The 18972-nt window shown below is 70.5% G+C and carries 23 protein-coding genes; 8 read left to right on the top strand and 15 right to left on the bottom strand.

Features of this window, described 5'->3' with window-relative positions; genetic code table 11:
• From AB0K03_RS31255 to AB0K03_RS31220, 8 genes are read left to right on the top strand one after another with little or no spacing between them, the layout of a single operon-like run.
• A complete protein-coding gene (locus AB0K03_RS31255; protein WP_249610642.1) occupies window positions 1-438 on the top strand; it encodes a chemotaxis protein CheW in 438 nt (145 codons plus the stop codon).
• Window positions 438-1310 carry a hypothetical protein gene (locus AB0K03_RS31250; protein ID WP_364692216.1) on the top strand — a complete coding sequence of 291 codons (873 nt, stop codon included), beginning with the start codon at window positions 438-440 and terminating at the stop codon, window positions 1308-1310. Before AB0K03_RS31255 ends, AB0K03_RS31250 begins: the two co-directional genes overlap by 1 nt.
• A gap of 16 nt (window positions 1311-1326) precedes the next feature.
• Window positions 1327-2505, top strand: coding sequence for a chemotaxis response regulator protein-glutamate methylesterase (locus AB0K03_RS31245; RefSeq protein ID WP_364692213.1), 1179 nt, complete (start codon window positions 1327-1329; stop codon window positions 2503-2505).
• A complete protein-coding gene (locus AB0K03_RS31240) occupies window positions 2502-3347 on the top strand; it encodes a protein-glutamate O-methyltransferase CheR (protein ID WP_364692210.1) in 846 nt (281 codons plus the stop codon). Before AB0K03_RS31245 ends, AB0K03_RS31240 begins: the two co-directional genes overlap by 4 nt.
• Window positions 3348-3362: 15 nt before the next feature.
• On the top strand, window positions 3363-3740 hold the full coding sequence (locus tag AB0K03_RS31235; protein ID WP_221478700.1) for a response regulator: 378 nt from the start codon (window positions 3363-3365) through the stop codon (window positions 3738-3740).
• On the top strand, window positions 3737-4222 hold the full coding sequence (locus tag AB0K03_RS31230; RefSeq protein WP_364692207.1) for a chemotaxis protein CheX: 486 nt from the start codon (window positions 3737-3739) through the stop codon (window positions 4220-4222). Before AB0K03_RS31235 ends, AB0K03_RS31230 begins: the two co-directional genes overlap by 4 nt.
• The gene (locus tag AB0K03_RS31225) at window positions 4219-4581 is read left to right on the top strand and encodes a response regulator (protein WP_364692204.1); all 363 of its coding nucleotides are present in this window, start codon (window positions 4219-4221) and stop codon (window positions 4579-4581) included. The genes AB0K03_RS31230 and AB0K03_RS31225 overlap by 4 nt, the downstream gene beginning before the upstream one ends.
• A 7-nt stretch (window positions 4582-4588) precedes the next feature.
• Window positions 4589-5074: a hypothetical protein gene (locus AB0K03_RS31220; RefSeq protein ID WP_364692202.1), complete on the top strand. Its 486-nt coding sequence runs from the start codon at window positions 4589-4591 to the stop codon at window positions 5072-5074.
• Window positions 5075-5128: 54 nt separating this feature from the next.
• Here the strand turns inward: AB0K03_RS31220 and AB0K03_RS31215 are convergent, their stop codons facing one another.
• The 15 genes from AB0K03_RS31215 to AB0K03_RS31145 all read right to left on the bottom strand — a co-directional run bounded on the left by AB0K03_RS31215 (window position 5129) and on the right by AB0K03_RS31145 (window position 18971).
• Window positions 5129-6157, bottom strand: coding sequence for a sulfotransferase (locus AB0K03_RS31215; RefSeq protein ID WP_364692199.1), 1029 nt, complete (start codon window positions 6155-6157; stop codon window positions 5129-5131).
• A 70-nt stretch (window positions 6158-6227) separates the two neighbouring features.
• The gene (locus AB0K03_RS31210) at window positions 6228-6476 is read right to left on the bottom strand and encodes a hypothetical protein (RefSeq protein WP_364692198.1); all 249 of its coding nucleotides are present in this window, start codon (window positions 6474-6476) and stop codon (window positions 6228-6230) included.
• A 3-nt stretch (window positions 6477-6479) separates the two neighbouring features.
• Window positions 6480-8009 (bottom strand): hypothetical protein, encoded by a 1530-nt coding sequence (locus AB0K03_RS31205; RefSeq protein WP_364692196.1) that lies wholly within the window; start codon window positions 8007-8009, stop codon window positions 6480-6482.
• Complete coding sequence (gene flhA / locus AB0K03_RS31200; protein WP_364692193.1) at window positions 7999-10041, bottom strand: flagellar biosynthesis protein FlhA; 2043 nt, start codon at window positions 10039-10041, stop codon at window positions 7999-8001. The genes AB0K03_RS31205 and flhA overlap by 11 nt, the downstream gene beginning before the upstream one ends.
• 69 nt (window positions 10042-10110) lie before the next feature.
• Window positions 10111-11202 (bottom strand): EscU/YscU/HrcU family type III secretion system export apparatus switch protein, encoded by a 1092-nt coding sequence (locus AB0K03_RS31195; RefSeq protein ID WP_364692191.1) that lies wholly within the window; start codon window positions 11200-11202, stop codon window positions 10111-10113.
• Between the two features lie 3 nt (window positions 11203-11205).
• Entirely contained in the window at window positions 11206-11970 is a 765-nt protein-coding gene (fliR, locus tag AB0K03_RS31190; protein WP_364692188.1) for a flagellar biosynthetic protein FliR, read from the bottom strand.
• Entirely contained in the window at window positions 11967-12794 is an 828-nt protein-coding gene (fliP, locus tag AB0K03_RS31185) for a flagellar type III secretion system pore protein FliP (protein WP_364692185.1), read from the bottom strand. The genes fliR and fliP overlap by 4 nt, the downstream gene beginning before the upstream one ends.
• A 13-nt stretch (window positions 12795-12807) precedes the next feature.
• A complete protein-coding gene (fliO, locus tag AB0K03_RS31180; RefSeq protein ID WP_364692182.1) occupies window positions 12808-13242 on the bottom strand; it encodes a flagellar biosynthetic protein FliO in 435 nt (144 codons plus the stop codon).
• Window positions 13243-13245: 3 nt separating this feature from the next.
• Window positions 13246-13995: a flagellar motor switch protein FliN gene (gene fliN / locus AB0K03_RS31175; protein ID WP_364692180.1), complete on the bottom strand. Its 750-nt coding sequence runs from the start codon at window positions 13993-13995 to the stop codon at window positions 13246-13248.
• Entirely contained in the window at window positions 13992-14930 is a 939-nt protein-coding gene (locus AB0K03_RS31170; protein WP_364692177.1) for a flagellar motor switch protein FliM, read from the bottom strand. Before AB0K03_RS31170 ends, fliN begins: the two co-directional genes overlap by 4 nt.
• A gap of 124 nt (window positions 14931-15054) precedes the next feature.
• Entirely contained in the window at window positions 15055-15510 is a 456-nt protein-coding gene (locus AB0K03_RS31165) for a flagellar basal body-associated FliL family protein (protein WP_364692174.1), read from the bottom strand.
• Window positions 15511-15529: 19 nt separating this feature from the next.
• On the bottom strand, window positions 15530-16534 hold the full coding sequence (locus tag AB0K03_RS31160; protein ID WP_364692171.1) for a flagellar motor protein MotB: 1005 nt from the start codon (window positions 16532-16534) through the stop codon (window positions 15530-15532).
• Window position 16535: 1 nt separating this feature from the next.
• Window positions 16536-17327, bottom strand: coding sequence for a flagellar motor protein (locus AB0K03_RS31155; protein ID WP_364692168.1), 792 nt, complete (start codon window positions 17325-17327; stop codon window positions 16536-16538).
• A complete protein-coding gene (locus AB0K03_RS31150) occupies window positions 17327-17614 on the bottom strand; it encodes a flagellar FlbD family protein (protein WP_364692165.1) in 288 nt (95 codons plus the stop codon). The genes AB0K03_RS31155 and AB0K03_RS31150 overlap by 1 nt, the downstream gene beginning before the upstream one ends.
• A gap of 187 nt (window positions 17615-17801) precedes the next feature.
• A complete protein-coding gene (locus AB0K03_RS31145) occupies window positions 17802-18971 on the bottom strand; it encodes a flagellar hook protein FlgE (protein WP_364692162.1) in 1170 nt (389 codons plus the stop codon).
• Window position 18972 lies beyond the last annotated feature (1 nt).

The raw sequence follows: 18972 nt of genomic DNA, 5'->3' as shown, positions 1-18972 counted from the left end.
ATGGCGAGCCGGCAGTTCGCCACCTTCGAGGTGGCAGACCAGTTGTTCGGGGTCGAGGTCGACACGGTGCAGGAGGTGCTCTCGTACAACGAGTACACCCCGGTGCCGCTCGCGCCGCCGGCCGTCGGCGGGCTGTTCAACCTGCGCGGCCAGGTGATCGCGGCGGTGGACCTGCGGGTCCAGCTCGGCCTCGCCCGGCAGGCCCTGCAGGGCCCGGTGATGAACGTGATCCTGCGCGGCGACGGCGAGCCGGTCAGCCTGCTCGTCGACCGCATCGGCGAGGTCGTGGACCTCGACGACGACGCGTTCGAGCCGCCGCCGGACACGCTCAGCGGGCCCACCCGCGAGCTGGTCACCGGGACGTTCAAGATGGACGGCCGGCTGATGCTGGCCCTCGACGTCAACCAGGCCGTCGACACGTACCGAGCCACCACCTGATGTACAGCCTGGTCAGCGCCCCCGTCCTCGGCTTCGACCTGACCCGCCTGGGCGGCGGGTCGGCGACCGCCGAGGTGCTGCTGCGCGCCCTGCGCCTCAGCCTGGGGGACCTGCCGATCCTCGCCGAGCGGCTGCCGGACGAGGGCGTACGCGGCCCGCTGTGGGTCGAGGTGGAGAGCGCCGCCCGCAAGATGCCGTCGCTCAAGGGCATGAAGGCCGACGACCCGGCGAGCTCGCTCGCCCTCGTCGAGCGGGCGCCGATCGGCTCGGTGGACGCGCTGCTCACCTGTCTGCGCTACGACGTGATGGCCTGGACCTGGCAGGGCACGGGACGCGACGCCAAGCAGAGCGAGACGGCCGCCTCGGCGACCGCCCTGCTCTGCGACGCGGCCGTCGCCAGCTACCTGCGCGAGGTGCTCGACGACACGACCCGGCGCATGCTCGGCGCCGGCTGGGTGGCCGCGGTCCGCAAGCTGCCGGTCGGCAAGCCGATCGACCTGGGCCCGCACCACTACGCGGTCTCCGCCCTGCTGGACCGGCTGCGCTCCATCCGGCCCAACGACCTGGAGCGGCTGGTGCGCTCCGCCGAGGACGCCCGCAAGAACGCCGGCGGCTGGTCTCCGGCGGTGCACTCGGCCTCGTGGGCGGCGTACCTGTCGGATCGCGTACGCACGGCCGCGGCCGCACAGATGTTGCTGGTGCAGGCCATCGACACCGCCGCGATCCCGCTCGCCGACCGGGCGGGTGGTGTCTGGAACATGCTCAGCGGCGCGGTCCAGGCGCTCGTGGTCCGGGACCTGTTGGACACCGCCACGGCGCACCGGCTGCTCGCGCCGGTCATCGCGGCTCTCGGCCCGGCGTGGCTCGGGTGAGGAACGGAGGGCAGCGATGATCAGAGTTCTCGTCGTCGACGACTCCGTGGTGGTCCGCCGGCTCATCGTCGATTCGTTGTCGGGCGCGCCGGGCATCGAGGTGGTGGGTACCGCCGCGAACGGCCTGCTGGCCCAGGCGAAGATCGACCAGCTCAAGCCGGACGCCATCACGATGGACATCGAGATGCCGCAGATGAACGGCATCGAGGCGGTCCGTGAGCTGCGCAAGCGGCACAAGCGCATACCGGTCATCATGTTCAGCACGCTCTCCGCCGCGGGGGCGAGCGCGACGCTCGAGGCGTTGGCCGCCGGCGCCACGGACTACGTGACGAAGCCGAGCAACGTCGGCTCCATCGCGGAGTCCATCGCGGCCGTACGCGAGCAGCTCGTACCGAAGATCCATGCGCTTGCCGGACGCCGGTCCGGGCCGCCGGCCCACCCGGGTACCCGCCCGGCGCCGGGCCGCCCGGGTCTTGCGCCGCCGGCGTACCGGCCCGGGCCGGGCGCGCGCCCGGCTGCCGTGCCGGGCCGGACCGGCGCACAGCCGCCGGCGGCGCCCGCCAGGCCGGTGCGGCGCGGGCCGCAGGGCCGGGTGGACATCATCGCGATCGGGTCGTCGACGGGTGGCCCGGACGCGCTGACCAAGGTGCTGCAGGCGCTGCCGACGGAGCTGCCGGTGCCGATCGTGGTGACGCAGCACATGCCGCCGGTCTTCACCAAGATGTTCGCCGAGCGGCTCGACCGCAGCACGCCGCTGCGGGTGCTCGAGGCCGGCGACGGGCTGGAGCTCGCGCCGGGCACGGTCTACATCGCCCCGGGCGACAAGCACCTCGTGCTGCAGCGCCGGGGTACCGCGACGCTGACCCAGCTCAGCGGCGCGCCGCCGGAGAACTCGTGCCGTCCGGCGGTCGACGTGATGTTCCGCTCGGTGGCGTCGCTCTTCGGGGCGGCGGCGTACGCGGCGGTACTGACCGGCATGGGATACGACGGACGGGGTGGTGCGAAGGTGCTGCGGGACGCAGGAGCCGAGATCCTGGCTCAGGACGAGGCGAGCTCGGTGGTCTGGGGGATGCCCGGCGCCGTGGTCGGCGCAGGGCTGGCGGACGAGGTGCTGCCGCTGGACCGGATCGCCGCCGCCCTGATCCAGCGGGCCCAGGTCGGCCGTGCGCCGCGGGCCACGGCGGTGACCCGATGACGCTCTCGCAGGCGGACTTCGCGTTCGTGTCGGCCCTGGTCCGCCGCGAGGCGGCGATCGTGCTGGCGCCCGGCAAGGAGTATCTGGTCGAGGCGCGGCTGATCCCGGTCGCGCGGCAGGTCGGCGCGGCGAGCGTCACCGACTTCCTGGCCAACCTGCAGCGCAAGCCGAACCCGGCCGACCAGCGCCGGATCATCGACGCGCTGACCACCAACGAGACGTCGTGGTTCCGTGACCGGGAACCGTTCACGGCGCTCACCGACGTGGTGCTGCCGGAGCTGGTGAAGAGCCGTGGCTCCGCGCGCAAGGTGCGGCTCTGGTCCGCGGCCAGCTCCAGCGGGCAGGAGGCGTACAGCCTGGCGATCACCCTGCAGGAGACGCTGCCGGCCGGGTGGGGGTACGAGATCATGGGCAGCGACATCTCCACCGAAATGATCAAGCGGGCCGAGGCGGCCGAGTACAGCCAGGTGGAGGTGAACCGGGGTCTCCCGGCCACCCAGCTGGTGCAGTACTTCGAGCGCGTCGGCGCGCACTGGCGGGTCGCACCCCACCTGCGGCGCAACGTCTCGTTCAAGCACATGAACCTGACCGCGCCGCTGCCCGCCATGCCGCCCTTCGACGTGATCTTCCTGCGCAATGTCCTCATCTACTTCGACGTCGCGACGAAGAAGTCGGTGCTGCGCAACGTCGCGCGCCTGCTGCGCCCGGACGGCTGGCTCTTCCTCGGCGCTGCCGAGACGACCATCGGGATCGACGACAACTACGAACGGGTGGCGGCCGGCCGGACCTCTGCCTACCGAGTACGCAGCGCGGTGCCGGCCGGCGCCGCGCGGAAGGGGTGAGCCGCGGTGCGGGCGATGGTGATCGACGACTCCCGGGCGATGCGCATGATTCTCAAGCGGATCGTCGCGAAGCTGAACTTCGAGGCGATCGAGGCGGGTGACGGCCAGGAGGCCCTCGACCTGCTCGCCACGATGACCGAGGTGCCGGAACTGGCCCTCATCGACTGGAACATGCCGAACATGAACGGCCTCGAGTTCGTGACCAAGGTCCGCGCCGAGCCGCGGCTGCGCGAGATGACGCTGGTCATGGTGACGACCGAGAGCGAACAGAGCCAGATCGTCCGGGCGCTCGCCGCGGGCGCCCACGAATACGTGATCAAGCCCTTCACCGAGGGCGCGATGATCGAAAAGTTGGCCCTGCTGGGCCTGGTACCGACCGGAGCGAACTCATGAGCGTCGAAACCGTGGTGAGCGAGGACGACCTCGCCGAGATGGTGGAACAGGTCTGGGTGTCGTACCTGGATCCCGAGGGGGTCAGCCCGCTGGTCCTGACCGGCGACGACAAGCAGACGACCGAGGTGCACTCGACCGTGTCGATCACGGGCACGTGGCACGGCCACCTCGTCTACGCCTGTTCCCTGACCGCCGCGAAGAAGTCCGCGGCGGCCTTCCTGGCGATGGAGATGGACGAGGTGGGCCAGGAGGACATCTCCGACGTGCTGGGCGAGCTGGCCAACATCGTCGGCGGCAACGTCAAGGCGATGCTCCCGGCCGGCTGCTTCCTGTCCCTGCCGACCGTGGTGCTGGCCCCTGACACCGCCTCGTACTACCCGGCCGCCGAGCGGATCAGCGGTCTGTACGGCAGCTGGGACGGCGAGCCGGTCTCCATCTCGATGTGGCAGAGCGTCAAGCAGCAGCAGGAGGGGGCGGCATGAAGATCCTCATTGCGGACGACAGCCGGGTCATGCGGCAGATCGTGACCCGGACGCTGCGCCAGGCCGGCTTCGAGGGGCACGACCTCGTGGAGGCCGCGGACGGCGCGGAGGCGGTCGAGAAGGCGACCGCCGAGAAGCCCGACCTGATCATCTCCGACTGGAACATGCCCGAGATGACCGGCATCGACGTGCTGCGCAAGCTGCGCGCCGAGGGCAACAACGTGAAGTTCGGCTTCGTGACCTCGGAGTGCACGGAGGAGATGAAGAGCGCCGCGGAGAGCGCCGGCTCGGCGTTCTTCATCGTCAAGCCATTCACAGCAGAGCAATTCGACGAGGTCTTCTCTCCTATTTTGGGATGATATAGCTATGTCAGACACCTCGGTGATTCCCGCCCCGCACGCCGTCCGCAACCTCTTCGAGGACCTTCTCGGCCGGGACGTCAACGTCGCCCCGGGCGAACCCATGACCGCCGAGAACCTGCCGACCGGCGTCATCGCCATCTACACGGACCCGTCCCAGCGGCTCTACGCGGTCCTCGGCATGACGCTGAGCCTCGCCGCGAACGCCGGGGCCGCCCTCGGCCTGCTCCCGGTCGGCGCCGCCGAGGACAGCATCGAGGAGAAGACGCTCTTCCCGAACCTCGCCGAGAACGTCTTCGAACTCTGCAACGTGTTCACCAGCCTCCTCAACCGCGAGGGGGCTCCGCACGTGAAGCTCTACCAGGTGATCTACCCGGGCATGGACCTGCCCAACGACGCCCGGGCCCACCTGCTGGCGCTCGGCAAGCGGCTCGACCTGACGATCGAGGTCGCCCGCTACGGCAAGGGCCGGTTCTCGCTGTCGATCGCCTAGACACGTACGAAAAGGGGCCGGTCCCGGACCGGCCCCTTTCGTGTGCGGGGTGGATCAGCCGGCGTCCACGCGGTCGTCCGGGGCGGTGCGCTGGGGCAGCACCGTCGTGGGCAGGTGCGCCAGGCCCTCCTCGCGACGCAGCCGGCCGGCCGCCCGGCTGAGGCCGCGGCGGGCCGGGATGAAGCGTTGCGGCGCCGCCGTCCAGCCGTAGCGGAGCAGTTCCGCGGGGGCGGGGCGGACCTTGCCGGAGAGCTCGTAGCCGTTGGCGACCAGACGGCTCCCCAGGGCCGCCTCGCAGAGCGCGATCTCCTCGCCGGTGAGCCGGTTCTGCCAGCTCTGCACGCGTTCCGTGGTCACGGCCGAGTGCGTACGCGCATGCCAGGTCTTGAACGACGGCACCGCGATCCGTGCGACCGCCGAGGGTTCCGCCATGGCCGGGTCGTAGTCCTCGCCGAGGTACGCGCACAGCTCGGTGAGCTTGCCCTGCGGATCGGCGACCAGGTCCTCGTAGCGCAGCTCGTGCCATTGCGACGGGCCGAGGCGGCGGGCCGCGCGGCGGGCGTCGTCGACGGCGCGGGCCCAGGAGGCGACGGTGGCGTAGATGTCCTTGCGGTGCCAGGACATCTCCTTGAGGGAGGCCACGCAGTCCCGGCCGTCGCGGACGATGTTGACGAACTGCGCGTCCGGGAAGAGCCGCAGGAGCAGGTCGACGTTGTGCAGGTACGCCGGCCGCTTGTCGCCCCAGCGCGGCTTGCCGAAGCGGGCCGCGTACTGCTGGAAGATCGTGCCGAGCACGGATCCGAGCGTGCCCGGCGCCGCGGCGATGCGCTCGACGGTCTCCTCGGGATCGAGGCCGAGGTCGCAGAAGCGGGTCTCGCGCCGGTCCACGATGCGCCGGGCGAGCGCGCGCCGGTTCTCCTCGCGGCTCAGGTCGCCGAAGTCGCGGCGTTCCCGGTACGCGGCCAGCACGAAGCGCGTCTCCGGCGGGATCGCGATACGCGGGTGGGCGTGCAGCATCAACTGCAGCATCGTCGTTCCCGAGCGCGGGCAGCCGACGACGATGATCGGACGGTCACTGGGCACCGTTCACCTCCGGTGGGCAGTAGCTCACCAGCGGTAACATATCCGCAAAACGGGCAATTTGAACGAACCATCACGGCGTGTCGGAGCTCTCCGACGGCTGACCGGTGTCCGGCGTGGGCCGCACCGGGGTGCCCGGCTCCTCCGTCCTGCCGTACCCGGCGGTGACGAAGCGCAGGCCGGCGAGGAGCATCGCGGCGATCGGCACGGCGATGAGGAACCGGATCAGCACCTCGGTCACGTCGATCTCGTCGAGCACGTAGCGATACAGCGCCGGCGCGCTCATCAGCAGCGCGAACAGCAGGACGGAGGGCCGGATCACGGGTCAGCCCCGGCGGGCCGGCCGGCGGGGCAGGGCGGCCATGGGCACCACGTCCGAGGCGATCCGCGCGCAGAGCATCGCCGCCCACGAGTGCGGGGTGGCGGGCTTGCCGTCCAGCGACACGATCGGCAGGTCCAGGCCCAGCACGGTGGCCGGGTCCGAGGTCATGTCGACGTTGTGCACCACCAGGGCCTCGACGTCGCCGAGCGCGCGCAGGTGCCGGGCGGTGTCCGCGGTCTTGCGGGTGGCGTCCACGACCGCCCACACCGCGGTCGCGCCGAGCGCGTCGCACATCTCCGAGACGTAGATCGGGTCGGTCGCCCCGACCGGCGCGTTCACCAGGACGATCCAGGCGTGGTCGGCGCTCTGCAGCTTCTCCGCGCGCTGCGCGGCCGCCTCGGGATCGCCGAGGATCCGCGACGAGTGCAGGCCGGTGCCCGCGGCGGTCGGCCCACCCAGCAGCAGGTGGGCCTGGTCGATGCCGGCAAGCTCGCACAGCTTGCGGCCGCTCGGCAGCGCGTGCTCCAGATCGCCGGCGAGCAGCAGGATCTCGCCCGGCGCGTCCGGGACGCCGGGCGCCGACGGCCGCGACGCCAGGACGCCGAGCACCCCGGCGTACGTGTCGCCGCCGACGATCTGCGCGGCCATCGCCTCCGGCATGCCGACCTTCATGAGGTTCTGCTGCACGGTGTCGTAGTGGTGCGGCCGGACGGTGGCGTGCATGACGTGACCCGGGCCGGCCCCGCCCGGCCCCGGCATCGGCCCGAGGCCCAGACCGCCGAGCGACTCGGCCAGGCTGGTCGGGGCCGGCGCGGGCGCCGGGGACGTCGGCGCGAGGTGGTACGCCGAGGCCGCCGAGCGCGGCGGCGCGGGGTTCTGCGCGGCGCGGTTGGCCGCCGCGCTGGGCGGGAAGGCCGGGGCGTCGTTCACCCCGAGGCCGCCCATCAGCTCCGCCAGCGACGGTACGGGCGGCAGCGGCCGTACCGCCCCGCCGTTGACCGGTGAGCCGGTGGCCTGCGCCGGGCGGAACGGCCGTACGGTCGGGCTCTCGGGGCGCTCCGGTTCCGTCGCCGGCGGCCGGGGCGACGGGCGGTTGTACGCCTCGGCCCGGTCCAGGTTCGCCATGAGCTCGGCGAACGCGGAACCCGGCTCGCGGCCCCCGCCCGGCATGCCGGCGAGTCCCCGGCCACCCACGGCCGCGTCCGCGTCGCCCATGCCGGCGTCGCGTCCGGTCACCCGGTCCACCGCCGGGGGCGGGCCGTCCGGGACGATCCGGTCCTTGGACTCGGCCCGGGCCAGCAGCTGCTCCAGCGTCTGCGGGCCGTCGTCGGCCGCCGCGGGCCGCCGGGGCGGTGTGTCGTCGCGCTCGTCGGGGTCGGGGACCTCGACCGACAGCTCGTAGTGTTGCTTGGCGAAGAACCCGCCGAAGCCCCCGGTCCGGACCTTGTCCGCCGAGATGATCCGCACCGAGGAGCCGTATTCGTCGCGCACCTGCGCCAGCAACGGCTCGATGGCCGGACCCTCAAGCAGCACCCGCGTAGGCACCGTTCACCATCCCCATGGTTTCTATCTGTGCGGTGGAACCTGAGATCTCCGAGTAGGAGAGCACCTGCACGCGGCGCGAGCCGGCCCGCAGGAGACGCATGAGTGGCAGCCGCAGCTGCGGGGAGCAGGCCAGCACCGGGGTGATCCCGGCCTGCTCGGCGGCCTCGACCAGGCGCGCGGCCTCGCTGACGATGGCCTCGGCGCGCAGGCCGTCGATGGCCATGAACGCGCCGGTCTCGCTGGGCCGCAGCGACTCGAGCAGGGTCTGCTCGAGCATCGGCTCGAGGGTGATGACGGTGAGCCGCCCGTCGCTCGCGTACTGCGCCGCGATCGCCGGTCCGAGCGCCGCCCGGGCCGCCTCCACCAGGCCGTCGTGGTCCACGGAGACCTTCGCGCGCAGCGACAGCGCCTCGAAGATGCGGACGAGGTCGCGGATGGGCACGCCCTCGTCGAGCAGCGCCTGCAGGACCCGCTGGATCTGGCCGAGGCTGAGCAGCGTGGGCGTGAGCTCCTCCACCACCACGGGGTGGGTGCGCTTGACCATCTCGGTGAGCGCCCGCACGTCCTCGCGGCCGAGCAGCCGGCTGGCGTTCTGCCGGACGATCTCGGCGAGGTGAGTGATGATCACCGAGGCCCGGTCCACCACCGTCGCACCGGAGAGTTCGGCCTGGTAGTGCAGCTCCGCCGGGACCCACTTGCCGGCCAGGCCGAAGACCGGCTCGACGCCGGCCCGGCCCGGCAGCGCCTGCAGGCCGTCGCCGATCGCCAGCACCGTGCCCGGCGGCGCCTGGCCGGTGCCCGCGTCGACGCCGGAGATGCGGATCGCGTACGACGACAGCGGCAGATCGAGGTCGTCGCGTGTGCGTACGGGCGGCATGACGATGCCCAGCTCGAGGGCCATCTTGCGGCGCAGCGCGCGGACCCGGTCCAGCAGGTCGCCGCCGTTGGTGTCGACCAGGTCGACGAGGTCCGGCGAGAGCGCCAGCTCCAGCGGGTCCACGCGCATCTCGCCGAGCAACTGCTCGGGGGAGTCGGGCGCGGGACGTTCCAGCTCGGGCACCGCCGCGGCCGCGGCCTCCGGGGCCGGGTCCTTGATCCGCTGGGCGATGAACAGCGTGGTCGCACCGATGATCAGGAAGGGCACCTTCGGCAGCCCCGGGATCACGCAGAGGCCGAGTGCGGCGCCACCGGCGATGCGCAGCGCGAGCTTGTTCTGGCCCAGCTGGGCCGTGACGCTGCTGCCCATGTCGCCGGAGGTCGCCGAGCGGGTGGTGATCAGGCCGGTGGCGACGGAGAGCAGCAGGGCCGGGATCTGCGAGACCAGGCCGTCGCCGACGGTCAGCAGGCTGTACTGGTTCATCGCCTCGGCGGGGGACAGGCCGTGCTGGAGCATGCCGACCGCGAAGCCGCCGACGAGGTTGATGACGGTGATGATGATGGCGGCGATGGCGTCGCCCTTGACGAACTTGGAACCACCGTCCATCGCGCCGTAGAAGTCGGCCTCCGCGGCCACCTCGGCGCGCCTTCGCCGGGCCTCGTCCTCGTCGATGAGGCCCGCGTTGAGGTCGGCGTCGATCGCCATCTGCTTGCCGGGCATCGCGTCGAGGGTGAAGCGGGCGCCGACCTCGGCGACGCGCTCGGCGCCCTTGGTGACGACGACCATCTGGACGATGATCAGGATCAGGAAGATGACCAGGCCGATCACCAGCGAGCCGCCGACGACGAAGTCGCCGAACGCGTGGATGACCTTGCCGGCGTCGCCGTCGCGCAGCACGAGCCGGGTGGCGCTGATGTTGAGCGCGAGTCGGAAGAGCGTCATGACCAGCAGCAGGGCCGGGAAGACGGAGAAGTCGAGCGGCTTCTGCACGAACATCGCGACCATGAGGATCAGCAGGGCGCCGGTGATGTTGGTGGCGATCAACAGGTCGAGCAGGAAGGTCGGCAGGGGCACGACCATCATGACGATGATGCCGATGACCCCGATGGGTACGGCGAACTTGCTGAGGTTGCGGTTCTTCACGGCCCCCCTTCCACCTGCTGATAGTCCCGCAGCGGCGACCGTGATGTGAGGAAATCTCCCAGATTATGACTAAGCTGCCGCGGGCGCAGGGTTCGGGTTGCGGTGCACACCTGCGGCGGACCCACGAGCCTTCAGGCTCATCACGAACGCCAACACCTTCGCGACCGCCCCGAAGAACTCGGCAGGGATCTCCTGTCCCACCTCCACGCCCTTCTCCAGCGCCCGGGCCAGCGGCACGTCCTGCACCATCGGGATGCGGTGCTCGGTGGCCAGCTCCCGGATCTTCTGCGCGATCGCGCCCTGGCCCTTGGCGATGACCCGGGGCGCGCCCTTGTCCGGCTCGTAGCGCAGCGCCACCGCCACGTGGGTGGGGTTGACGAGCACGACGTCCGCGGTGGGGACGTCGGCCATCTGCCGGTTGCGGGCCATCGCCATCTGCCGGGCGCGGATCTGACCCTTGACGTGCGGGTCGCCCTCGGTGTTCTTGTTCTCCTGCTTGACCTCCTCCTTGGTCATCCGCAGCTGCTTGTTGGTGCGCCGGCGCACCACGAAGTAGTCGGCGCCGGCCATGACGATGCCGGCGACCGCGGCGGCCCGGATCAGGGCCAGGGTGGCGTCCTGCACCACGCCGAGCAGCGAGCCGATCTGCAGCCGCCCGGCGGTCATCAGCAGCGGGATGATGTCCTTCATCGTCATGTACAGGACGCCGGCCAGCACGCCGGTCTTGACCAGCGCCTTCGTGCCCTCCCACAGTGCCTGCGGCCCGAACATCTTCTTGATGCCGGGCAGGGGGTTGAGCCGGCTGAACTTCGGGATGAACAGCTTCGTGGCGACCCGGATGCCGCCCTGGGCCCCGGCCGCCGCGATGCCGATCGCCATCATCGTCAGCGCCAGCGGCAGCACCGCCCAGGCGGCGCTCATCATCCCGTCCTTGAGGATGCCGAGCGCGATCTGCGGGTCGGGGTCGGCGATCACGTCGGGGATCTTCGCCATCAGCTCCCGGGAGTGGCCCATCGCCGAGGACAGCGTGCGCGGCAGCATGATGCTCGCGCCCAGCATGCCGAACCAGGCGCCCACGTCCTGGCTGCGCCCGATCTGGCCTTCCTGCTTGGCCTTCTTGAGTTTCTGCGGTGTCGGCTGTTCGGTCTTCTCCCCGGCCACGGATCACCCCCCGCTCAGCCGGACGACGGCCGTGACGGCCTGGTCGATCAGCCCGTCCAGGGCCTGCGGCAGGATGGCGATCGCCGTGCCGGACAGGGTCAGCACCAGGAAGATCTTCGCCGGGAAGCCGAGCTGGAACGCGTTCAGCGCGGGCGCCACCCGGTTGAGCAGGCCGAAGGCCACGTCGGTCAGGAACAGCACGGCGATCAGCGGGCCGGCGATCTGCAGCGCCGCCACGAACATCTCGCCGATGCCGTCGGTCAGCACCATGCTGAAGGTCTTCATCGAGAACGAGGCGTCCAGCGGCAGCGTCTTGTACGACTGCATGAACCCGCGCAGGACCAGCTGGTGGCCGTCGCTGGCGAACAGCAGGGTCACCGCGACGAGGTTGTAGAAACGGCCGAAGACCGAGCTCTGGGCCATCGACAGCGGGTCGTACGCGGCGGCCAGCGTGAAGCCGCCGAAGACGTCGAGCAGGTCACCGGCGGCCTGCACGGCGGCGAAGAGTACGAACGTGATGAACCCGAGCGCGGCGCCCACGAAGACCTGCAGCACGGTCGCCGCGATGATCGCCGAGGTCTCCAGCGACGGCACCGAGGCGGTCAGGTACGGCGCCATCGGCAGCGCGATGCCGATCGAGAGCAGCACCTTCACCTGCGCCGGGATGAGCCGCGAGTTGAACGGCGGGCAGAGCATCAGCCACGCGCCGGCCCGGGCCGCCCCCAGGAAGACCGCGATGAGCTGCGCGATGGGCAGGTCGGCGTTCACGGGTACGACCCCACCAGCGCGGTGATGATCAGCCCCCATCCGTTGACCAGCACGAACAGCAGGAGCTTGAAGGGCATCGACACGGTCACCGGCGGCAGCATCATCATGCCCAGGCTCATCAGGGACGCGGACACGACCATGTCGATGATGAGGAACGGGATGAAGATGACGAACCCGATGATGAAGGCGGCGCGCAGCTCGGAGAGGACGAACGCGGGGATCAGCGTGGTCAGCTCGACGTCGTCCGCGTTCGCCGGCTTCTCCTGATCGGAGACCTTGATCAGCAGCGCGAGCTCGTCCTCACGGGTGTTCTTCAGCATGAAGTCGCGCAGCGGCTGCACGCCGTCCTTGAAGGCCTGCGACTGCGTCTTGTCCCCGGCCAGGTACGGCTGCACGCCCTGGTCGTTCACCTGGGACAGCACCGGGCTCATGATGAACAGGCTGATGAACAGCGCCAGCCCGGCGAGCACCTGGTTGGGCGGCATGCTGGTCAGGCCCAGCGCGTTGCGGGTGATCCCGAGGACCATGAACACCTTGGTGAAGCTCGTGCACAGCAGCAGGACGGCCGGCGCCACCGACAGCAGGGTCAGGCCCAGCACGATCACCAGCGACGTGGCCGGTTTGCTGCCGTCGGGGTTCGTACCGTTGATGTTGAAGTTGATGCTGCCGCCGCTCGGGGTGACCGTGGGCGCGACCGGCGGGGTCGGCCCGGGGGCGCGCGGCAGCTCGTAGTGCGCCACCGCGGCCGGCATCGGCTGCGGCGCGGCCTGCGCCGCAGCGGCGGGTAGCAACCCGCCGAGCGTCAGGAGTGCGATAACGACCATCCGCCGCCACATGTCAGCGCCTCGTCGTCCGGTCACGCAGGAAGTCCAGCGTCGAGCTCCACGTACGCGGCGACAGGATGGAACCGTCCAGCTTGCCGCCGTGATGCGGGAGCACCGTGGGATGCGCCGGCGGGAGCAGGTCGTCGGCCTGGACCGCCACCGCGCCCCGCGTGGCCGGCGTCGGATGCACCTCGTGCGTGAACGCGCCCAGCTCGGTCTCGCCGAGCAGGCTGACCTGCGAGTCGGTGACCCCGAGGATCAGCGCGCGATCCGCCACCTGCACCACCGCCACCGAGGAGCCGCGGCTCAGCGGCTGCCGGTTCAGCACCGACAGGTTGCCCGAACCGCGCCGGCCCAGCCCGCCGCGGCGGGCCACCCGGGCCAGTCCCCACATCAGGCCGAAGACGACCAGCAGGGAGAAGCCGATGCGCAGGACGAGCTCGAACAAGGCCTACTCCCCGCTGCCCGGGGAGACGATCTCGGTGATCCGGATGCCGAAGTTCTCGTCGATGACCACGACCTCGCCGCGGGCGATCAGCCGACCGTTGACCAGCAGGTCCGCGGGGCTGCCGGCGGCGCGGTCGAGTTCGACGATGGCGCCCGGGCTCAGCGACAGCAGCTCGCGCACGCTCATCCGGGTACGGCCCAGCTCCGCGGAGACCTCCATCTCGACGTCGTGCAGCATGTCCAGGCCACCGCGTACGGGCGCCGCGGCCGACCCGGCCCGCCGGGCGACCCCGCCCGAAGCCCCGTCGGACGGCCACGGGCTCAGCGACAGCGCCAGCACCGCGCGGATCTCGCCGCCGTCCAGCAGCGGTACGGCCACCGAGTCGTCCTTGGCGGCGATCGCGCTCAGGGCGACCGACGGCTCCATGACCTGGCCCGGGTCGAGCACCACGGGGCCGAACGCGCGGGCCGCGGCCTCCAGCGCCGGGCGTACGGCGGCCGTCAGGTCGAGCTCGCCGAGCGGGCTCTCCTTGAGCGCGTCGGCCAGGTCCTGACCCACGACCACCACGACCTCGCCGCTGGCCGCGCCGCTGAACCGCGCGGTGATCGCCTGGCCCGAGGTCAGCAGGTCGGCGCTGGCGGCGACCGGGGCGCCCACCGCGAGCTCCCGGCTCGTGGGCAGCACCGCCAGGGCCTGCTCGGCGGCGGCACGGACCAGCGCGAGCTGCGGCTCGGTGATGGTTGGCGCGGTCATCGACGTTCTTCCTCCTTGGGCGACGGCACGACGAGACAGGCGAGCCGGGCACCCTGGTTACCGGGGACTGCATGTGCGAAAACGGTCTCGTTGACGGTCACCTCGAGCGGCACACTGGTCGGGTGCCCCAGCGGCACGACGTCACCGGGGCGTAGATCCACGATGTCATCGGTACGCATCCGAATGGGCTGGAATCGGACAGCTACGTCGATCGGCGCCGCGGAAAGTCCGGCCGTCAGCTTGCGCAGGGACGTTTCGCGTACCATCCGCTCGGCCGGCGTGAGCTCGATCGTCTCCTGCTTCTCCAACACCGGCAGGATCGTGTTGAACGGCAGGCAGATGCTGGCCACACACTCCTCGGTGCCGACCTTCATCTCGAACGAGGCGACGACCACCGCGTCGCCGGGCTGGTGCGCGCGCAGGAACTGGGCGTTGTACTCGATCTCGCGCAGCTTCGGCTGGATGTCGACCAGGCTCTCGAAGCCGTAGCGCAGCTCGCCGAGCATCCGCTCGAGCAGCCCGCGCAGCAGCGGCATCTCCACCTCGGTCAGCGGCCGCTCCGGCTGGGGGCCGCCCGGGCCGCCGAGCATGTGGTCGATCGCGGTCATCACCGCCGAGGTGGCCATCTCCATCAGCACCGTTCCGGGCAGCGGGTCGATGGCCACCACCGCGATCACCGTGGGATTGGCCAGGGACGCGACGTACTCGTCGTAGTTCAGCTGCTCGATGGAGACCAGGGAGACGCTGCTGACCGTCCGCAGCCGGGTGGTGAGCAGGGTGCCGCAGCTGCGGGCATACGTCTCGAACGCGATCTGCAGGGTCCGGACGTGGTCACGGGACAGCTTGATCGGCCGGCGGAAGTCGTACGCGGTGGGCCCGGCACTGGCGCCGCGCCGGGACATCTTGCCGGGGGAGCGGGTCGGAGACGTGGTCACGTCGTCCTCATCGGCTCGGTTGCGCAACCGCTGAGGCGTACGGCGTGCTTTGTGGGCTCATGTGAGAAACGGGCGGATCCGCCCGCCGCGGACCCGCCCATCGCATACCTCTGCTACAGCCGCCTTACTGCGTGACGAACGAGGTGAAGTAGATGCCCATCACGAGGTGCTTGCCGTCGACGTTGTACGCCTTCTCGATCTTCTCGAGCAGCTCGTCCTTCGCCTTCTCGCGGCCCTTCTCGGTCTCGAGCTCGCCGACCTCCAGACCGGTGTACTGGTCGATCGCCAGGTCGAGCGCCTCGGCCGTGTCGATCTCCTCCTCGCCGGCCTCCTCGGTCATCTGCAGCGCGAAGCCGAGCTTGAGGTAGTGCCCGTCCGCAAGGTTCACGGTCAGCGGGTTCTCGAGCGTCACGACCGCGCCCTTGACCGGTGCGGCCTCGGCCGCGTCGCCCTTGAAGAACATGAAGTACGCGCCCGCGCCGCCCCCGCCGAGCAGCACGACGGCGAGCGCAATGATCATCAGCATCTTCTTGGACTTCTTCGGCGCCTCCGCCGCGCCGCCCTTCTCTTCCTTGGCCATCGGAACTCCTCCTTCGTGCTCAGTCGTGGGTGGTGGTCGTGGACTCGGATGTCGTTTCGGTCGCCGCGGCCGCGGACTGAGCCTGGGCGGTGGTCTGACCGGTGTGCAGCTTGGCGTCGGCGCCGGCCGCGGACGGCAGCAGCGCCGCCTGCTCGCCGTTGAGCGTGGTGAGGACGACGACGTCCACGCGGCGGTTCATCGTGATGGACCGCGGGTCCTTCGGGTCGATCAGCGGCCTGGTGTCGGAGAAGCCGACCGCGCTCATCCGGTTCTTGGCCACGCCGTGGTCGCCCAGGTAGCGCACCGTGGTCGAGGCCCGCGCGGCGGAGAGCTCCCACCCGCTCGGGTAGTACGTCACGGTGGCCTTCAGCTGGTTGGTGTTGCCGTCGACCTCGATGTTGTTCGGCAGCTTCACCAGCGTCGGCGCGATCGCGTCCAGGATCTTCCGGCCGCCGACCTGCAGGTCGGCCCGGTTGCCGGCGAACACCACCTCGTTGGTCACGATGGTGACCACCAGGCCGCGCTTGTCGATCGTGAATTTGACCTGCTTGAGCAGCTTCGCCTTGACGAGCGCGTCGGAGATCCTGTTCTCGATCTCCTTGAGCCTCGCCGCCTCGGCGGCGGCCGCCTTGGCGTTCGCCGAGGCCGCCTTGCGGCTCTCCGCCTGCACGGCCCGGGCGACCGCCTCCTGCTGTGCCTTGGTCATGCCGGCGGTGCCCGAGCCGCCGTCGCCCGGCTTCACGCCCGGGTCGATGGAGATGAGGTTCGTGGTCTGACCGGCCCCGTCGAGAACCGCCGGCCTGCCCTGGAGCGCCGCGCTGGACGATCCGAAGCTGTGCGAGAGCCCGGCCGCCAGCTCGGCGAACTTGTTCTTGTCGACGTTGCTCATGCTGTACAGCACGACGAAGAGCACGAAGAGCAGGGTGAGCATGTCGGCGTACGACACGAGCCAGCGCTCGTGGTTGACGTGCTCCTCGTGCTCCTCGTGACCGCCCTTCCGGCGCGGCTTACCGCCAGAACTCATGTCAGGCAGCCTTCTTGGTCGTGGCGGCGGCCTCGGCGGCCCTCGCGGCGTCCGGGGGCAGCAGGCTGCGCAGCTTCTGCGCGACCAGGCGCGGGTTCGAGCCCGCCTGGATCGCCAGCACGCCGTCGATGACCAGCTCCATCTCCTCGACCTCGATGCCGGAGAGACGGGCCAGGCGCGCCGAGAGCGGCAGCCAGATCAGGTTGGCGGAGAGCACGCCCCAGAGCGTCGCGACGAACGCCGCGGCGATCGAGTGGCCCAGCGTCTCGGGCTTGTTCAGGTTCTCGAGCACGTGCACGAGGCCCATGACGGTGCCGATGATGCCGATGGTCGGCGCGTACCCGCCCATGCTCTCGAAGATCTTCATGCCGGCCTTGTCGGCCTTCTTCTTCGCGGCGACCTCGGCGTGCAGGATGTCGTGCAGCTCCTCCGGGTCCGTACCGTCGATGGCCAGCTGCAGGCCGCGCTTCAGGAACGGGTGCTCGACGGTCTTGACCGCGTCCTCGAGGGCCAGCAGACCCTCACGCCGGGCGCGCTCGGCAAGCTTGACGACGTCGTCGACGAGCTTGTTCGGCGGCGTCACCTTCGCGAGGAACGCCTTCTGGAGCAGCTTGCCGATGTTCAGGGCGTCCTTGAGCACGCCGCCGGCCATGCCGGCGGCCAGTGCGCCGCCGAACACCAGCAGCATCGACGGGATCAGGATGATGGAGGCCGGGCTGCCGCCCTCCAGGATCTGCACCGTGAAGACGATGATCAGGGCGACGACAACACCAATGATGGTGGCGAGGTCCATCAGCGGTCCTTCCGGTGCAGCGGCAGCACGGTCGCAGAGGTCTGCGAGGCCTGCTCGTCCTCGGGCTCGGTCGCGAGGGCGGGCTCACCCTCGATGCGGCTCGCCTGGGCGATCAGCGAGGCGCGGTAGTGGCGCACCGAGTCGATGAACTCGGGCACGGATTCGGCGATGACGTACTTGGTGCCGTCCACCAGCGTGATGACCGTGTCGGGCGTGCAGTCGGCACGCTCGACCAGGTCCGGGTTGAGGGCGAAAACGGCTCCGTTGAGGCGGGTTACGAGGATCACGACATCCGTCCTTGGGGCGTCATAGCGGCTGGTGGGGGCCGTCCGTGGCCCGTCACTTGACCTTTCGGCGGAGCGCCGGTTGCGGATGAGCGCGCTCCGGTCGCATTCCGGGTGCGGGCGCGCCCGGAAATGCAGAAGCCGGGGCGGGTCGACGACCCGTCCCGGCTTCGCGCCGGCTGAGCGGCTACTAGCGCTTGAGGTTGACGAGTTCCTGGAGGATCTCGTCGCTGGTGGTGATGATCCGGCTGTTCGCCTGGAAGCCGCGCTGGGCGATGACCAGGTTGGTGAACTCCTGCGCCAGGTCGACGTTCGACATCTCCAGCGCGCCGTTGGTGATCAGGCCGAGGCCGGCCGAGCCTGCGGAGCCGACCTGGGCGAGACCCGAGTTCACCGTGCTGCGGAACATCGAGTCGCCGATCTTCTCGAGGCCGTTCACGTTGTTGAAGTTCGCCAGGGCCAGCTGACCGAGCGTCTGCTTCATGCCGTTGGAGAACACACCGACGATCTGGCCGGTGTTCGACACCGTGTACGAGCTCAGGATGCCCGCCGCCGAGCCGTCCGACGCGCTGACCCGGGCCTCGGTGTTGCCGCTGTAGTGGGTCAGGTCGGTGATGTCGACGTCGTAACCGTCGATCGTGATGTTGGTGACGTCCGGCTTGCCGTTGGTGAAGTTGACCGGCACCGTCGTGCCGCTCGGCACCGACGCGGTCCACTCGGTCGCGTTGGTCTTGGTCAGCGTCACGTTCAGCGTGCTGGAGGCACCGTTCGCGTCGATCACCGGGATCGGGATGACCTTCGCGCTGCTCGGGTCGATCGGGGCCTCGTACGACAGGTTGCCGGTCAGGGTGAACTTCGTGGTCGCCTCGGGCGCCAGGCTGATGCCGATCGGCAGCTTGATGTCGCCGGGGGCGCCGGCGGTGTTCACCACGCCGGCGGTGTCGGCGGACCAGCCCTGCACGATCTGGCCGTTGGGGGTGGTCAGCGAGCCGTTCGCGTCGAAGGTGAACGAGCCGGCGCGGGTGTAGACCGACTCGCCGCCACTCTTGACCACGAAGAAGCCGTCACCCTGGATCATCATGTCGCCCGACTTGCCGGTGGTCTGCGCGGCGCCCTGGCTGAAGTTCGCGTTGACGCTCGCGGTCCGCACACCGAGGCCGACCTGCGCCGGGTTGGTGCCGCCCGCGCCGTTCTGCGGGGCGCCGGCCGCGTTGACCATCTGCGACAGCGTGTCCTGGAAGACGGTCTGGCTGGACTTGTAGCCGGTCGTGTTGACGTTGGCGATGTTGTTTCCGGTCACGTCCATCATCTGCTGGTGCGCGCGCAGGCCGCTGATGCCGGAGAAGAGGGAACGCAGCATA

The organism is Actinoplanes sp. NPDC049316 (assembly GCF_040677315.1).
GTDB lineage: Bacteria > Actinomycetota > Actinomycetes > Mycobacteriales > Micromonosporaceae > Actinoplanes.
Note: the sequence above shows the minus strand (reverse complement) of the source record. Positions and strands in the feature narration are given on the sequence as shown.

Coding starts and splice junctions, on each gene's coding strand:
- fliN (WP_364692180.1), bottom strand. CDS start 13,995: ATGACCGCGCCAACCATCACCGAGCCGCAGCTCGCGCTGGTCCGTGCC.
- AB0K03_RS31160 (WP_364692171.1), bottom strand. CDS start 16,534: ATGAGTTCTGGCGGTAAGCCGCGCCGGAAGGGCGGTCACGAGGAGCAC.
- AB0K03_RS31165 (WP_364692174.1), bottom strand. CDS start 15,510: ATGGCCAAGGAAGAGAAGGGCGGCGCGGCGGAGGCGCCGAAGAAGTCC.
- AB0K03_RS31225 (WP_364692204.1), top strand. CDS start 4,219: ATGAAGATCCTCATTGCGGACGACAGCCGGGTCATGCGGCAGATCGTG.
- AB0K03_RS31145 (WP_364692162.1), bottom strand. CDS start 18,971: ATGCTGCGTTCCCTCTTCTCCGGCATCAGCGGCCTGCGCGCGCACCAG.
- AB0K03_RS31240 (WP_364692210.1), top strand. CDS start 2,502: ATGACGCTCTCGCAGGCGGACTTCGCGTTCGTGTCGGCCCTGGTCCGC.
- AB0K03_RS31250 (WP_364692216.1), top strand. CDS start 438: ATGTACAGCCTGGTCAGCGCCCCCGTCCTCGGCTTCGACCTGACCCGC.
- fliP (WP_364692185.1), bottom strand. CDS start 12,794: ATGGTCGTTATCGCACTCCTGACGCTCGGCGGGTTGCTACCCGCCGCT.
- AB0K03_RS31255 (WP_249610642.1), top strand. CDS start 1: ATGGCGAGCCGGCAGTTCGCCACCTTCGAGGTGGCAGACCAGTTGTTC.
- AB0K03_RS31220 (WP_364692202.1), top strand. CDS start 4,589: ATGTCAGACACCTCGGTGATTCCCGCCCCGCACGCCGTCCGCAACCTC.
- AB0K03_RS31235 (WP_221478700.1), top strand. CDS start 3,363: ATGGTGATCGACGACTCCCGGGCGATGCGCATGATTCTCAAGCGGATC.
- AB0K03_RS31230 (WP_364692207.1), top strand. CDS start 3,737: ATGAGCGTCGAAACCGTGGTGAGCGAGGACGACCTCGCCGAGATGGTG.
- AB0K03_RS31155 (WP_364692168.1), bottom strand. CDS start 17,327: ATGGACCTCGCCACCATCATTGGTGTTGTCGTCGCCCTGATCATCGTC.
- AB0K03_RS31245 (WP_364692213.1), top strand. CDS start 1,327: ATGATCAGAGTTCTCGTCGTCGACGACTCCGTGGTGGTCCGCCGGCTC.